The organism is Hominisplanchenecus faecis (assembly GCF_020687205.1).
Taxonomy (GTDB): Bacteria; Bacillota; Clostridia; order Lachnospirales; family Lachnospiraceae; genus Hominisplanchenecus; species Hominisplanchenecus faecis.
Window position 1 is genome coordinate 50,678 of record NZ_JAJEQE010000008.1, and the last position, 15,022, is coordinate 65,699.

The 15,022-nt window shown below is 47.9% G+C and carries 12 protein-coding genes and 1 tRNA gene; 1 reads left to right on the forward strand and 12 read right to left on the reverse strand.

All coding sequences use genetic code 11. The annotated features are described in order from the left end of the window. Positions 1–14 precede the first annotated feature (14 nt). Positions 15–2,066, forward strand: a complete 2,052-nt coding sequence (locus tag LKD42_RS04030; protein ID WP_248834870.1) for an aryl-sulfate sulfotransferase — start codon at positions 15–17, stop codon at positions 2,064–2,066. A gap of 113 nt (positions 2,067–2,179) precedes the next feature. Here LKD42_RS04030 and LKD42_RS04035 read toward each other — a convergent pair whose 3' ends face one another. The 12 genes from LKD42_RS04035 to LKD42_RS04090 form a co-directional block, all read right to left on the reverse strand. Next, positions 2,180–2,977 (reverse strand): SDR family oxidoreductase, encoded by a 798-nt coding sequence (locus LKD42_RS04035; RefSeq protein WP_248834871.1) that lies wholly within the window; start codon positions 2,975–2,977, stop codon positions 2,180–2,182. A gap of 165 nt (positions 2,978–3,142) precedes the next feature. Then, positions 3,143–3,215: transfer RNA gene (locus tag LKD42_RS04040), tRNA-Leu, on the reverse strand. Positions 3,216–3,329: 114 nt separating this feature from the next. Then, on the reverse strand, positions 3,330–4,208 hold the full coding sequence (locus LKD42_RS04045; protein ID WP_248834872.1) for a peptidoglycan recognition protein family protein: 879 nt from the start codon (positions 4,206–4,208) through the stop codon (positions 3,330–3,332). Between the two features lie 85 nt (positions 4,209–4,293). Then, positions 4,294–5,022 carry an ORF6N domain-containing protein gene (locus LKD42_RS04050; RefSeq protein ID WP_248834873.1) on the reverse strand — a complete coding sequence of 243 codons (729 nt, stop codon included), beginning with the start codon at positions 5,020–5,022 and terminating at the stop codon, positions 4,294–4,296. Between the two features lie 122 nt (positions 5,023–5,144). After that, positions 5,145–5,333 (reverse strand): hypothetical protein, encoded by a 189-nt coding sequence (locus LKD42_RS04055; protein WP_248834874.1) that lies wholly within the window; start codon positions 5,331–5,333, stop codon positions 5,145–5,147. 92 nt (positions 5,334–5,425) lie between these two features. Beyond that, positions 5,426–5,854, reverse strand: a complete 429-nt coding sequence (locus LKD42_RS04060) for a phage holin family protein (protein ID WP_248834875.1) — start codon at positions 5,852–5,854, stop codon at positions 5,426–5,428. A gap of 21 nt (positions 5,855–5,875) precedes the next feature. Beyond that, complete coding sequence (locus tag LKD42_RS04065; protein ID WP_248834876.1) at positions 5,876–6,538, reverse strand: hypothetical protein; 663 nt, start codon at positions 6,536–6,538, stop codon at positions 5,876–5,878. Between the two features lie 10 nt (positions 6,539–6,548). Next, positions 6,549–7,319 carry a hypothetical protein gene (locus tag LKD42_RS04070; protein ID WP_248834877.1) on the reverse strand — a complete coding sequence of 257 codons (771 nt, stop codon included), beginning with the start codon at positions 7,317–7,319 and terminating at the stop codon, positions 6,549–6,551. Positions 7,320–7,346: 27 nt separating this feature from the next. Next, positions 7,347–8,177, reverse strand: coding sequence for a hypothetical protein (locus LKD42_RS04075; RefSeq protein WP_248834878.1), 831 nt, complete (start codon positions 8,175–8,177; stop codon positions 7,347–7,349). 20 nt (positions 8,178–8,197) lie between these two features. Beyond that, positions 8,198–9,367, reverse strand: coding sequence for a phage tail spike protein (locus tag LKD42_RS04080; protein ID WP_248834879.1), 1,170 nt, complete (start codon positions 9,365–9,367; stop codon positions 8,198–8,200). Beyond that, on the reverse strand, positions 9,367–10,053 hold the full coding sequence (locus LKD42_RS04085; protein ID WP_248834880.1) for a phage tail family protein: 687 nt from the start codon (positions 10,051–10,053) through the stop codon (positions 9,367–9,369). Before LKD42_RS04085 ends, LKD42_RS04080 begins: the two co-directional genes overlap by 1 nt. Then, positions 10,053–15,014, reverse strand: coding sequence for a phage tail tape measure protein (locus LKD42_RS04090; protein WP_248834881.1), 4,962 nt, complete (start codon positions 15,012–15,014; stop codon positions 10,053–10,055). The genes LKD42_RS04085 and LKD42_RS04090 overlap by 1 nt, the downstream gene beginning before the upstream one ends. Positions 15,015–15,022: the final 8 nt, after the last annotated feature.

Sequence of the window (15,022 nt, forward strand, 5' to 3'; positions counted from 1 at the left end):
CAAGGAGTGTTTTTATGAAAAACAAAGTGCTTTTATCCCGTCTTTGCATCTGTACTCTGGCTGTTTCTCTGCTCGCCGGCTGTTCTTCCGCCGGTTCGACTTCTGAAACAACAAACAACAGTGAAACAGAAAGCATTTCTTCGGAAACAGTTTCTGAAAATGAATCTGCAACGACCGCTTCCTTTGCTTCTCTTGAAAAAACGGATCTGTTTGAGCAACAGAACAGCATTGATGAAGCCCTGCAGCAGGAGGCATCCGCCGGATATTCTTTTGAAGAACCAAATGTGATCGTCAATCCTTACGGCAATTCTCCGCTGACTGCTGTCGCTGCCTTCCACACGGACAAAGAGCTTGGCGGCACGGTCACCGTTAAAGGAAAAGATGAAAAAGATGACATTACCGGAACTTTCGAAGCTGCGACGGATCATCTTGTCCCGATCTACGGGCTGTACAATGGCGATACGACAGAAGTAGTCCTGACACTGGAGGATGGCACTTCCACAACCGTAGAAGTTACCACCGAAAAGACTGAGGTCAATGTCGGCACGATCGAGACAACCATGAGTGATGATTCTGCCTATGATTATTCCAATCTGACATTTGTCTGCTCTTCTGCAGGTATGCTCTACGCACTGGACAGTGCCGGTGACATCCGCTGGTACTTCACAGATGGCGGAGTACTTGGCGTTCATCAGCTGAAGAATGGTCATCTGATGATGCCGACTTCTTTTCTTCTGAAGAGTATGTACTACAAAGCAGGCCTTCAGGAAATCGATCTGAGCGGTAAGATTTATCACCAGTACATGATCCCGGGTGGTATGCACCACGATTTCCAGGAACTGCCGGACGGCAATCTGCTGGTTGCCGGAGACAGTCCGGATCTTTCCACCGTAGAAGATTATGTTGTGGAGATCGACCGTGAAAGCGGCGAGGTTGTCTGGGAATTTAACGCTGCCGATGCGATCGACAAAGAAGACGGACAGTCCGCTTCGATCGCAACCGACGGTTCCGATGAAATCGACTGGTTCCATAATAATTCTCTGTGGTACGATGAGAAAAATGATCTGGTTCTGCTTTCTGCACGCCATAAAGATGCGATCATCGCCATCCACAAATCGGACAAATCTCTTGCCTGGATCCTCGGTGATCCTGCCAACTGGAATGGCGTAGATAAAAAATATTTCTTCACCCCGACCGGTGATGATTTTGAATGGCAGTATGCACAGCATCAGATCACTATGCTTGATAACGGTGATATTATGATGTTTGACAATGGTACTGCAAAAGTAAAATTAAGCGATAATGACAACCGTGTTTCCGGCGATGATATCTACTCCAGAGCTGTCGTTTACCATATCAACACCGATGATATGACAATCGAACAGGTCTTTGAGTATGGAAAAGAACGCGGACCAGAGTGGTATTCTGACTGGATCTCCGGTGTGATTTCCCTGGATGGCACAAAAGACCAGCTCTGGATCACAGCCGGTGCCAACCTCTATGATGAAGAAAACAACCGCTATGATCACTATCCGACCGACATGATGAAGCAGGGACTGATCAAACGCACCCATATCGACCAGGTATCAAACGGCACACTTGCTTACGAGATTCTGATCTCCGGCGATACTTATGCGTCCCTGACTTACCGTTCTCTCCGCCTGCCGCTCTATACCGAAGGAGCCACACTTGATGTAAATGCAAAAGGCGAGCTGCTTGGAACACTTGGCGAAACTGCCACCGCAGATTACACTGCACCGCTTGATGATGCTGCAGCACTTCCGGATGGCTGGGAATTTACCCTGGATGATGCGAAATTCTCTTTGAAAGGTGCGTACACTACAGACAAAGCTTCCGATGCACTGGAAGATGCTTACGTGATCTTAGTAAGCGGAGATGAGACAAAAGCTTACGCACTGACCCAGTATGGCACTGCCGGTGACGATGCAACAAAAGTTACCGTTTCCGGATGGGTTTCCCCGGTTGCTCTGGAAGGCAAGACCTGGGATATTTACCTTTCTGTCGATGGGCAGGTTTATGAAAGCGGATATTCCATCGCATTGTAAAAGATTTGCACAAAACATGAACTATCTGCAGATCATCTCAGAAAGTATGCTTATTTCTGATTGATTCTGTATAAAAGACCGGGGATTTCTCGTGTGAGAAATCCCCGGTTCTATTATTCCCTGTCTTTTGTTAAATGATAATCTTTCAGGCATCGTTTCAGCCCTTCCTTCGCATCACTGAAAAGGATTCCTCTCTCCTTTGCTTTTGTACAGTCCATCCACAGATTATGTGCCGGCGGCACTTCTTCCGGTTTCCTGTCACTTTTCAGGAAGTGCAGCATTTCACAGGTGATATCATACATCGTCTGCTTCGTTTCACTTCCAAAATTGTAAACGCCTCCCGGAAGCATAAAAATCTTCGGCATATTTTCTGCAACTTCACGAAGATAGGTGATCCCCCGGTACTGTTTTCCAAACGTCAGAACCTGCTTTTCGTTTAACAGCATACGAAGATAATTTGACCTTTCTGCCGGATAATCATACATCCACTCTGCCCGCAGCATCACCGCATCCGGCTTCACATCCATAACCCTCTGTTCCATCTCCAGCTTATGCCTGCCGTAAACATTACAGGGACTGGCATCCTCTTCCTTATATGGTCCTTCACCTGCACATCCGCGGTATACCTGATCCGAACTGAAACAGATCAATTTTTGTTCTTTCGCTGCTTTTGCCAGAAACAACGGCAGACGCACATTTGCTTCATAAGATGCCCCCGGATCTTTTTCACACGTCCCGACATCTGAGATTGCTGCTGTATGGATGATAACGTCTGCTCTGCTTTTCTCAATCATGTTTCGGATCTGTTCTTCGCTCATACCTCGCATGGACGGTGCCGCAACCGTATCATCCAGATCCTGCATCAGACGATTGCCCACAAAACCATGAGCACCTGTGATTAATATTTTCATGTTATCGCTCGCTTTCTATATTCTGACAACAGCCAGTTTAATCGTTTCGATTCTTATATACATGTATAAAAAAATGTTAGTCAAATCTTAGTCAATTATAAGAAAGAGCACCCTTTCACAGGATGCTCTTTCTTTTGTTTTTTCCGTATTTTCGGGCTTTTTCTGTCAAGCTGGAAAAGGGACTTGAACCCTCGACCCCTTCATTACGAGTGAGGATGACACTCATCGTTACAGCTTGATTTTATCAGGTTTTCTTTTATCTTTATTGCTTCTGACTACTTTTTTGACTACTTTTTAATCTGCTACTATTCTATATATTTTTTTCTTGTATTGTCAAGCCTTTTCTGACTCTTTATACTCTCTCCACTTTCTTCAGATACACCCATCCTACACCGCTTTTCAGCTTGCCGAATCCATTCTTTTCTTCTACGATCTCGTACTTACCTGGCTGCAAAAATGTTCTGGCAGCACTGTAAGTTTTGGCCGGTCCTGTCCTGATTGGAACATTTGCGGTTTTCGACCGCACCTTGTATGGGAGTTTTGCGGATGTGTACACCTTTTTACCGGCATCGTTGTAGACATGATAACCGGCATGCTGATCTGCACACTGCTTGGCTTTCTTGATCGTCTTAAATGCCCCGATCTGGCTGCTGGCGTTCTTCCAGGTCTTGCGGACACGGTACCATGGTTTCGTGGTTGCCGGAAGAATGTCGCCGGATCCGGCAATTTTTTTCTTGAACTCATTCCACGTCCAACTGGTATTATAGTGGTTGTTGTGCACATACGGTGCCGGGCATACCTTGTTGACAATATCATAATGCCGAAGGACATGGTCTGCAGCGATTCCAAGCTGCCCCATCAGCTGCTTGACCAGCCAAACACACGCCTCCTGAGTTTCCTGCGTGAAATACCATGTTGGATCATTCGCACTTGCGGCATTGCCGTCACACTTGCAACACATCTCGATGCTGATCGTGTTATAGTTGTTGGCTTCCGGGTGCTTCTGTGCATAATAACCTGCCGTTCCTACTGCCCACGGTACCGCATCCAGACTGCAACGCTGGTAGATAGTGCCGTCCCAATAGATATAGAAATGGGCACCACAGCCATCAGATGCCAGATCATGGTTCTGGCCGACCACACCCAGATAATGCACTGCAATATACTTCTTTTTGTTGCCCCATGCCGGGACTCGGTTCGATGATATAGCGTTTGTGATTTTGTAACTCATATTCTCTACCTGCCTTTCGTTTTTGTATACAAAAAGAGAGCCTGTTTCCAAGCTCTCCATTGATTTAAATTTATATATGTCGCTCCTATTTCTGTTTTGCTTTAATATCTAACATACGAATCATCATAAAAGCTGCACGTTCTGCCTGTTCATTATAATCTTTTGCCAAAGGACTATTTATGATATTCCCGGCATTATAATGCACAAAATAATGTGCCAGCTCATATGCCATTTCATAAACCACTTTCTCAAACATCTGATTTTTATGAACTGCAATCCTTTTCCCTTTTAACATGCTGTCATATCCCGGAATGTCCTTAATCTTTAAAACAACATCCTGATCTTCTGCCAATGCCAGCAGATTTTTAAAAATAAATACTGGTTCTTCCATATATGGAATTGCAACTCGTCTTTTAACTGGTTCTGTTTTTACTTGTGCCGGAACTACTTCTTTCTTTTCTGGAATCTCCGGTTCTTTTTCCTTAACTCTGAAATAGAAGTCAACCAGATAATCATATACCTGCCATGCCTTGTCCGTGTTAAGGGATTTCGCATGGAGCAAAGCTCCTTTTTCAGTCCAGAGATACAGGTGTGAAGTTCTATTTTTGACCACCTCGATTTTTTCTAGGTGCTTCTTAACTTCCTTCAATTCATCTCCGGTCAAAGATATATAATGCTTTCCTTCTACGAATCGAACTCTATTATTTTTGAAATTCTGATGTATCTGTATTTCTTTAACTTCGTATGCTTCTGCAATCTGTCTTGTAGTTAATACTCTAATTCCTTTGACTTCTACGATCTGTGGTAAATTCATAATTTAAACCCCTTTCAAATTTTGGTTCTTGAAAGAAGTTTCCACCTGCATTATAATATTTACAGAAGGAAACTTCTGTTGAGAAACAGGTTTGTGTGATTGGTAGTCTGAAACCTGTTTCTTTATTTTTTTCTGTTTATACGACCTGCTATTTGATGAATACTTTCAATTCCTCTGATAATCACATCTGTTTTGGTTGTGTTTAAACTTTCTGCACATTCTGCAAGCATCCTTGCCTGTTCTTCTGTCAAACGAACCTCAAAGCGAATATTTTTAGGATTATCTGTAGGTCTTCCAGTTCTCGGGGACATTTTATCACCTCACTTTTGTCCGTACGTATATACTAATTCATGTACGTACAAAAGTCAAGAGTTATTTTTATTTTTTTTAATCGAGGGAACGCTCACGCGTCCCCCTTCTTGTCTGCTTTCTGTGTCAGTATATCGATCGCCCCAGTAATCACTGCCGGCAGCGGTATGCCCATCAATCCGGCATTTTCGACGATTGAAATCAGTTCGTTGGCAATAAACCCGATGATCACTGCATCTCTAATGTAATCCACACCGATTGCCAAATCCAGCCGGTACGCCACCAGCACGAACAGCAGTGTCATGCATTTCCTGCACAGACCTTTCCAGCCTGTCCGACTTTCTAATGTCCCTGTTGACGTTTTCTTACTGTTGTGGAATACCCCGGCAACAATCAGACCGGATAAGTAGTCGATTGCCATGAAAATAATGAGCGTGTACAGTGCGGAATCCCATCCGCCAAAAAATGACGCAATCGCTCCACCGACTGCTCCTGTAATAGTACAAACCATTTCTTTTTTCATGTTTCGTTTCCTTTCTTGCTGTTATAATCTTAATTTGCTGATGGCAATATTTCCAGCAACATAATTTTCTGTAGTAACCAGCAACAGATTGTATCCTTGTGGTATAGTCACATAATAATCATGCATTCCCTCTTCCAGAGTTACATCCAATCCCCGGAAATCTGAATAGGAACTGTCCGTTCCGGAACCACTTGCAACAGCAATGATATTTTCTGTGTCCTGTTCAGCATTCATTACATAGACTGTTATTCTGTATGTACTACCAGGTGTTGCACTGATTTTTGTGTTCTGATAATAATATCCCCTACTAGGAGATGCCGGCATAGAGGTAAGTATTGACGTTGTTGGATGTTTATACCATCTGCAATCTTTTAATGCATTTATTGTTGCTGCTTCTACTGTTTCGAAAATACCGGCTGTTACGATTGCGATTTTATCTTCCAAGTTTTGGATACTTTTTGTTAACTGATTTTCCAGATCCTGGATTTTGGTACTCGATTCCTTTTCCTTTTTCTCCAGATTCTGTATTTCTGTTGCGAACTCTTGTTCTGCCTTTTCTCGATTGCTGCATTCTGCTTTGATATTCTCATCGCACCCTGCAATCCCATCATGGATTGCCTGCCGGACATCACGCCCGTAAACTGCCGCCAGTATCTTTTTTAAGTTCTCTGTAATACTTGCCATTTTCACCCTCCTATTTCAGTTTCAACCCTTCAATACGCTTGATACTTACCTGGTTCACTGTCCAACCGGATCCAATATTGCGGACATATACACCCACTTTATTGTTGCTGGTATCCCATTTCAACTGAACACGAGCATTATAGGATGCTGTAAGATACAGAGTAATTACTGTCTCTGCCGGATTGCTCCTGTTAAGTGTAACCCAGCCTTTCTGGCCATCCACAATTTCCAGCCATACACGAATTTCATCATAATTCGCCAGGGAACTGATTGCTGAAGAATAGTACCAGCTTCCTGTTGCTGATGGAGTTACTGCTGTTGTTGACAGAACCACTGCTGCATCAATATCCCCGACCACGTACCAATACGATCCGCTGTACACCAGCTCCAATACTGCATACTGTTTGATCAGGTTTGCCGGTATCGCACTGTTTCTGTACTGGATCGCTTTCGCTCCGGTACTGTTGACATTCAGTGTAGGATTGCCGGCCGTGTTCGCATAGCTGAACCGCACGAACACTCTTGCACCAGCTGTCAGCTTGAAGTTCGACAGGCTGACCGTCTTTGCGGCGGTCGATCCTGTCGTATAACACACGGCATAATGGGCAATGTCAGTCGTACCATTGAAATTAACGCCATCTATTGCCCGTGTTGTCTGGAGTTTTGTAGCTGTTCCTGCATTTCCTGTAATCGTTGTCGGTGTTCCTCCGCCATTGGCATCCACATAACTTTTCACTTTCTTCCATAACTCAGTAAGCCCCGTCTTATCTAGATATGCCATGTTCCTTCCTCCTTATATCAATTCACTTTACACGCAGATTGCATCAATTTCGGCATTGGTAAGTGCATCGACCACAAACAATCCGCCCAGTGCATCCCATGCCTTGCCGTCCCACGCCACGTTGGTACCTGCCGGGCCGTAGTCAGATGCTGCTTCCAGGTTGTATACGTCACCGGCAACCTGCCCTGTAGTCGGCAGTTTTGTTGCATCTGCCAGGGAACCCTTGTACTTATACACGCCTGTAATGTCGGATTTCTTCGCATAGATACCAGATAAATCTGCCTCTGTTGGCAAATCATTTAGTTTTGAAAACATCGCTGGAGGCATGAGACCCATATTACCAGTAGTTGCAACTGGAATATTTGCTTTTACGGTACTTCCTGCAAAAGTGAGACCAACAGATGCTTGCGTGTAATCTTCCTCAGCATAGGCCATTGTCATGGCTTCCCATGTTCCTTTACCGCTCAGAAGTTTACCCGTATCGCCTTTCGCCGGTGCCGGTACCAGTCCGTGTGTACCTGCCGCATTAGCTGTTGCACCCTTGAAGTCAGAGTAGGTCGTGTTTGATGCCGGGATGCCTAAGCCTGTGATATCTGTCTTAGTAACTGGTGTCGTACCAGATACGTGTCCGGCTGCATCCACGGTCACTTTGTACAGTCCGTTTGTTTTCGCCGTATAACTCGGATGCACATATTTGTTCGCACCGGTTTCGATTCCTGTCAGTTTGTTCTTCTCTGCTGTCGTGTAATCGTTCGTAGACAGTCCTTTACCGCTTACTTTGTCTACTTTCTCAAACAGTGCGTCCTTGATCTTGCCCCAAAGATAAGTTAATCCCGCTGTATCCAAAAATTTTGCCATAATGTTTTTCTTCCTTTCTTTTAACTGTAAATGCAGATCTCATCAATCTGCCTATTCGTTATCGCCGTTACTGTTGTATACTTCACACGCCCCTGCCCTGCCTGTAGCTGTTGCTGTGTGTATGTTAATGCCGTACCGCCAAGCGTGACCTTGCTGTTTGCCGGTTTTAACAGGTCTGTCACCTTCTTCGTGATCTGCAGCTGCTGCTGTATGTTGTACGTGGGTGCTGCACAAAAAACCTTTTCACCAATCTTCAGCATATCCACATCATAACCGGCATCCGACAGGTCGATTGCAGATAATTCTGTTACCAGATTTGCCCCGTTGATCTTTTTAAACGCCTTTTCGCCTTCTTCTTTCAGCTTCGTGGGGTTCTGTATTTCGGAAAACTCTACGGTCTTCGTGATGATACCGTATTCTTTCACGGCTGCTGCGTCTTCCAGGTAATCCTTGCCACCGTTTACATTTGCGATCGTGACCGGCCATTCGTTGTTTGACGTCGATGACCCGAGCGGGATCAGACGTGTCGCAAGGTCATCCGTCTTGACGTTCTTGGTAACATCAATTATATTCTGCCCCTGCCGTATATCCTGGCCGCCTGCCTGTTCATATTCTGCCAGGTAATCAATATAGTGCACACCGCCGACGGTTCGTGTTCGGATATACCCGCCGCTTTCTGCGACGAGTTCATCCATTATGTCCCTCGTGGTGCTGTAATCGTTCCGCTCCCGGTCTGCCGCTTCCCCGGTAATAGTCACCTGACCGATCAGGAACTGCTTGAAATCATCCACCTGTTCGTTGTGCTTCTTAACCAGCCACTTGAAATAATTTCCTGGCGTTGTCTTTCCCGGTACATCCGTGCCAGTCTTGTGGAATGGACGGATGATGCTGTCCTGAAAAAATACCAGGTCGCCTTCTGTCTGGATCTCCATCTCAATGTTCCTGTCTTCGACGGTGTTCATCACAACGCCCCGGTAGATCGTCTTCTCACTGCCCGTCAGGCCGAACCGGATTACTTCCAGCATGGACTTTCGTCGCAGGACGGATGCCGCAAGCGGATGGTCCAGGACGATCGAAACATCACAGGAGCCGTTTTTGTTGACTTCCTGAGTCAGTGCCCCTTCCGTAATGCAGCGGCCTCTTATCCACGGATGGTACAGGTTGGAACCATCCAGCGTGATCTTATACATTAGAACCTGCCCCCTCTGTATTCTACGGAAACCGTGCCGCCATCCCCTTCGAACTGCATGGTATGGCTGCCCTCTGTGATCAGGATATCAGGCACCGTGCTGTACCCTTTTGGGATCTGGTAGCTTTTTCCGTCATATGTCACTGTGACCGCCGCCGAAGCTTCAAAAACACACCCCGTCGGCATCACATCCCCTACGACCGTGATTTCACCCGGTACCGGGATGTTTTTATAGTCTCTGATGATATCCGTTTCAAAATTAAAGCTGTCCCATTCCCAGTCATCCAGTGACGTTTTCCGTGCCAGCTTGTACGGCTCTGCATCCAGTGTGACTACGATCTGGCTGTAATGCTGGTTGAGCTTGCTGCTGTCCACGCTTACCCTGGCATCGTAATAATAGCCGTCATCCCCGAAGATGACCGGGAGCCGCCTGCCGTGCAGTTTCCCACGGATGTCACTGGCTTTTGACAGCCATGTGCTGTAAGTGCCGTCCTTGAAGTCGAACGTCAGCTTATGTGTTGCATTGTCGTACACTGGGAAACCGGTAATGGCTTCCGTCAAGTCCAGTGCACCGTTCCTGCCGGGGATGGTCACGGTACTTTTCCGGACGGACGGCGTACCAAGATCCACACCCAACAGTTTCAGCCCAAAATCGCCCATTTTATACTTTCCGATCTGTACATCCATCAGCTTCCCCTCCTCTGCCGGTTCCGTATTGTGTTCATGTTTTCATTGACGTAGGGTGTGACCGCCTTGCCCACCGTCCTTCCATCCAGGTCGACCGTGGTATGCAGCTCTGCCTGTAACTGTATTGTCTGGTTGCTTGCCGCTTCTAATAATTTCCCTATCGATGCATTGCCTGCATTTGAAACGGTTATGGAATTGCCTAATTGATTAACCATCTGCTCGAACCGGTCCAGGGATGCCAACAGCTTCGGATCCAGCTTTTGTAATGCTGCCTTTTTCTGTTCAGTATCCTCGAATGGTGTCGGGAGTGCTTCCAGTACTTTGCCCACCTCAGACAGTCGTCCTTTTTTTGCCAGCTTCTGCATTTTTTTCTTACTTGCCGCATTTGCTTTCAGGGTTTCCAGATCCAGCTCAGAATCATCGGTGCCCTTTGCCTTCTTTTTCTTTGCCGTTGTCTTGCCCGAAGTTGTGGTGCCCTTTGCATTTGTTGACGTTTTCGTGCTTTTCGCGGATTTATTTGATTTTCCAAGCCCAAACGCTTTTTTAAACGCTTCGATCATATCCTTTGCAATGCCCCGCATGGATTTTTTCAGCGTTTCTTTTTCGCCATTCAGACTCTTGATCAGGCTCTTGGCTATCTTCTTTCCGGCTTCTTCGGTTGCTTCCTGTGCGGTCTTGGCTGCCTCTTCCACTTCTTTCGTCCATCCGGCTTTTGTGTCTGTCAGACGCTGTTCGAAAAATTCCTTGCTGTAGGTTTCGGACGAACCCTGCAGCTGTTCCCATTTCTTCTTGTACGCCTCCAGCTCCTCTTCCGACATCGCATTCAGGTGCTCCACGAAGTTGTCTGCCTCGTTCAGGTCCATGCCGAGGATCTGATCCATCAGGCTTTTCGGTATCTTGTCCCTGAGCTTTTTCATCCCCTCCTGGTACCGCTCGACTTGTGTCAGCTGGGTGTCCAGGTCGTACATATTGGCCGGCTCTGACATCTTCTTTTTCATGTCGTCCCGAAATGAGATGATCTTGTCGTAAGCTTTCTGGTACTTGTCTGCGATCTCGTCCAGCTTCTTGTCTAAGTCGTCTTCGATCTTACTGTAAGCTTTCTCTGTCCCTTCTTTCAGGGCATCCATGAACGTTGATGTGTATTTGTTGGCATAGTTCTTGATCTTTTTGGCGTTTTTCCGGAGCTTTTTTGCTTCTTCCTGGAGCTTTTTCTTCTGCGTTGCATCCGTGGTGTTGCCCGCCTCTGTTTTCTTGTCTTCGGCCAGTTTTTCGTATTTTTTTACAACCTTATCCACATAGCCGTCAATCTTGTTATCCAGCTTGGAAACCAGGAGTTCCTGACGCTTGTCAAGCCCGCTGGTGATGGATTCCATGATCGCAGACGCCGCATCAGAATAACCGCCCTTTGCTGCATCCACTTCACCGGCAGCCTTGACGGCTTCCTCGGACATCTTTTTCATGGTCTTTTTCAGCTTCGGGACTTCGGCTTCAATGCCCTTGATCACACCGCCGACGATGTGCTTGCCGATCTCATCCTTGAAAACCTTTGATGGGGAATGGATGCCCAGTTCGTCTTTGGCGGCATCCACAGACACTTTGGCGAGGTCTCTGGCACTCTTCTCAACATCTCCGCTACCTTCATCAATGCCGACTGCCATACCGGCCGCCAGCATCTCACCAACTTCGTCACGCATGACACGGGACGGGGATTTTATGTTGCCTTCCTTTTTTGCCCCGGCAACTGCATTTCTGACCGCTGCCCTTGCAGCTTCTTCGACTGCCGGGGAATTGGCTGTCATACCGGCAACGGTTCCACGCATAAGGTTCGCACCAACGTTATAGAACCCGTTGTAATATCCCAGTGCTGCGTCTTCCGCTTTCCGGATGGAACTGCTCGCCGCCTGTGACACCTGTCCGGAATTCTGCTGGATTCCGTCCGCGGTTGCTTTCTGCGACTCTTTTCCGGCTTCCTCTCCGCCTTTTTTAGCCGCCTCCGTAACTTCTTTCTGGCCGGATTCGATCCCGCTTTTTGCCTTTTCTGTATGTTCCTTGCCGCTCTTCTCTCCGACTTCGCCTGCTTTCTGGGCAATTTCCTGCCCTGCATTCTCCCAGTTCGCAGATATCGCTGACAGTTCCTCTGTAGATGCCTCCACTGCTTCGCCACTTGTCGCCGAAAAACTCCGTGCATATTCTTCTAACTGTGGTTTTGTCATTTCCGTACATGCTTTGACGAGATTTGCACTCTGCGGCCCCAACTCTAACAAGTGGTCATACAATTCTTTGGTCATACCGTCACCGGCACGGCCTGCGAGGGTTTTCATATTCTGAACCCACTGATTCGCAGCATTTTCTGAGCTGTGCATATGTTTTATTATATCTTCAGCAGAAATTTCTTTGTCGCCTGAAAATTCCTCATACTCATTCACAATGCCTTTCAGGCTGTTCTGGATGGACGTTTTCATGTCCTCATAGGCTTGTTTGACCTCATCGGACATTTCTGTTGCGGAGTCTGATACGCCCTGGTTTGATTCTTCAACAGCGGTTTTATACTCGTAAGCTTTCTCCGCTATTTTGTTGTATCTTTCATCTGCTTCCGAAGTTGTCCCCTGTAAGCCGGCAACGACTTCTTTTTGTTCTTTTATCTGGCCGTTCAGGGCGTTCAGCTGCAATGCATATTTGTCAACCGGTTCACCGGCTGCTGCGTAACTGCTCGCCATTTCCTGCACGGATTCTGTGCCGTCCTGTATCGCAGCGTTATGTTCGTTAATCTTCTTTACTGCCTGTGACCGCAGGTCGTTGAGCACTTCTTCCGCTTCTGACAGCTGGATCTGTGCCTCTGCCAGATCAGAAGCCGCCTTGTTTGCTTGTTCCTGATAAGCATTTGCAAGTGCCTGCTGCTTCATGGAATCGATCACGGCATCCACTGCGGATTTCTCCCTGTTCAGTGCCCCGGTTGTTTCATCAACGGAAAGTCCAAGCTTCGGCATGGCTCCGTTGAGCTGGTCGACGATCGTGTTCATCTGTGCTTTGTCTGAGGCTGTTTTATTTGTTTTATCCGCCAGCTCGTAGAGTTTGTCCGCAAGGTTCTGGTAGGTAGCCGCTTCTGTTTTCGCACTTTTGATGCTTTCTTTTCTCTCTTTCGCATGCTCTTCCATGCTGTCTTTCAGCTCATCGTAGGAATCCTTGCACTGCTCGATCGCCTTCCGGTTCTTTACTGACTCCGATGTCCGGTCTTTCATGACCGCACCGAATGCCACGGCCGCCGCTGTAAGGGCTGTAAGGGCTACTGCTACCGCACCGACTGGATTTGCAAGGAGTGCCGCTGAAAACTTCGTAAATGCTGTTGTAACCTGTTGAACAACCAGTAACCCGACCAGTGCTGCTGCCAGTACTGCAAGGGCTGCTGCCAGTGCCGTGACTGCCGCCACTACTTCCGGGTGTTCCTTGACGAACTCCGTTGCCCATTCCATCGCATCTGCCCCGCTCTGCTGGAGTTCCATCAGCACCGGTGCAAGCTCATCACCGATCGCTATTTTCAGGTTCTCAGTGGCGTTCTGGAAACGCTGCTGGGCAAATTCTCCGGTTGCCGACATCTTATCGAACGCCGCTGTAGCCGCCCCGGTGCTTCCTTCCATGGACTGCACCAGACTGTTGTATTTGGATGTTCCACTGTTCAGGATGGATAACATACCAACGCCGGCCTCGGAACTCGACCACATGTTGTTGAATGCGGTCGTGTCACCGTCCACGCTGTCCGCCAGTACCTGCAAAACATCCCCGAGGGAATTGCCCTCTGCCATAAGTTCGGCGAAGGTCTTGCCGGTTTTCTTCTTGAGCGTTGAGCCAACAACAGAACTTGTGCTCCCAAGTTCGTTCAGGGCCGCCTTGACGTAGGTCGTCGCCTGGGCGGTCTGTGTACCGTTGGCCGTCAGCAGTGCATAACTTGCCGACAGGTCTTCCAGATCCATGTTGTACGCCGCCGCCAGCGGGATGACCATGCCCATGCTGGCACCTAACTGTGCAACGGATGTCTTACCTAAGTTCTGTGTCGTGATCAGGACGTCTGAAATCTTCGCCGCGTCATCCGCTGACATACCATAAGCGTTGATGGCGGTCGTCAGGATGTCCACGGCGGTCGTGGTGTCGGAAAACCCACCGACAGCCAGCTTGTTCGCCGTGCCGACAAAATCCACCGCACTTTCGGTCGCTACCGATGCAGAAATGGCCTGGTAGGTCGCTTCTGCCAGTTCCCCGACACTCTTGCCGGTTTCACTGGACAATGCCAGGATCTCATTCCGCATATCACCGAGCGGCTTCTGCGACTCATCTGCAATCGTGCCAACCTTGGCCATCGCCGTTTCGAACTCCATGCTTGCCTGCGTGCAGCCCATGAGTGCGTCCGTGATCGCTTTCACGGATGCCGTCACCCCGGCAGCTACCAGGGCCTGTGCAAGGGCATCAATAGCTGTACTTGCCTGGTCTGTCCCTTCCTCGAACCCGTCCCCGATGCTGTCGCCTATGTCAGAGGCACTGTCTCCCACGTCTTTTGCCGCATCCGAAACGCTGTCCACAACGTCCGACATGGCATCCTCTACTGCTTCCGCTGCACTCTCGCCTGCTTCTTCCACAGATTCCACAATGTTGTCCACAGCGTCCTGCACGGACTCTGCGGCATCCTGTCCGGCATCTTCCGCCGCATCTGTAACCGCATCCGCCGCATCTTCTGCTGCCTCCTGCACATCTTCCAGTGCATTTTCCACCTGCTTTGCCGCTTTTTCTGCGTCTTTCCCTGCTTCCTCTGCCGCCTGGGAAACGGCCTGCTCTGCCTGTTTTGCTGCGTCCTGTGCATCGGAGGCAGTCTGCTGCGTTGCCCCTTTGGCTGCCTGCTCGATCCGCTTCAGGCCTTTCTGAAATCCACTTTCGTCGATCTCAGTATCAAATCTTAATGTTCCGTCTGCCATTTCCTGCC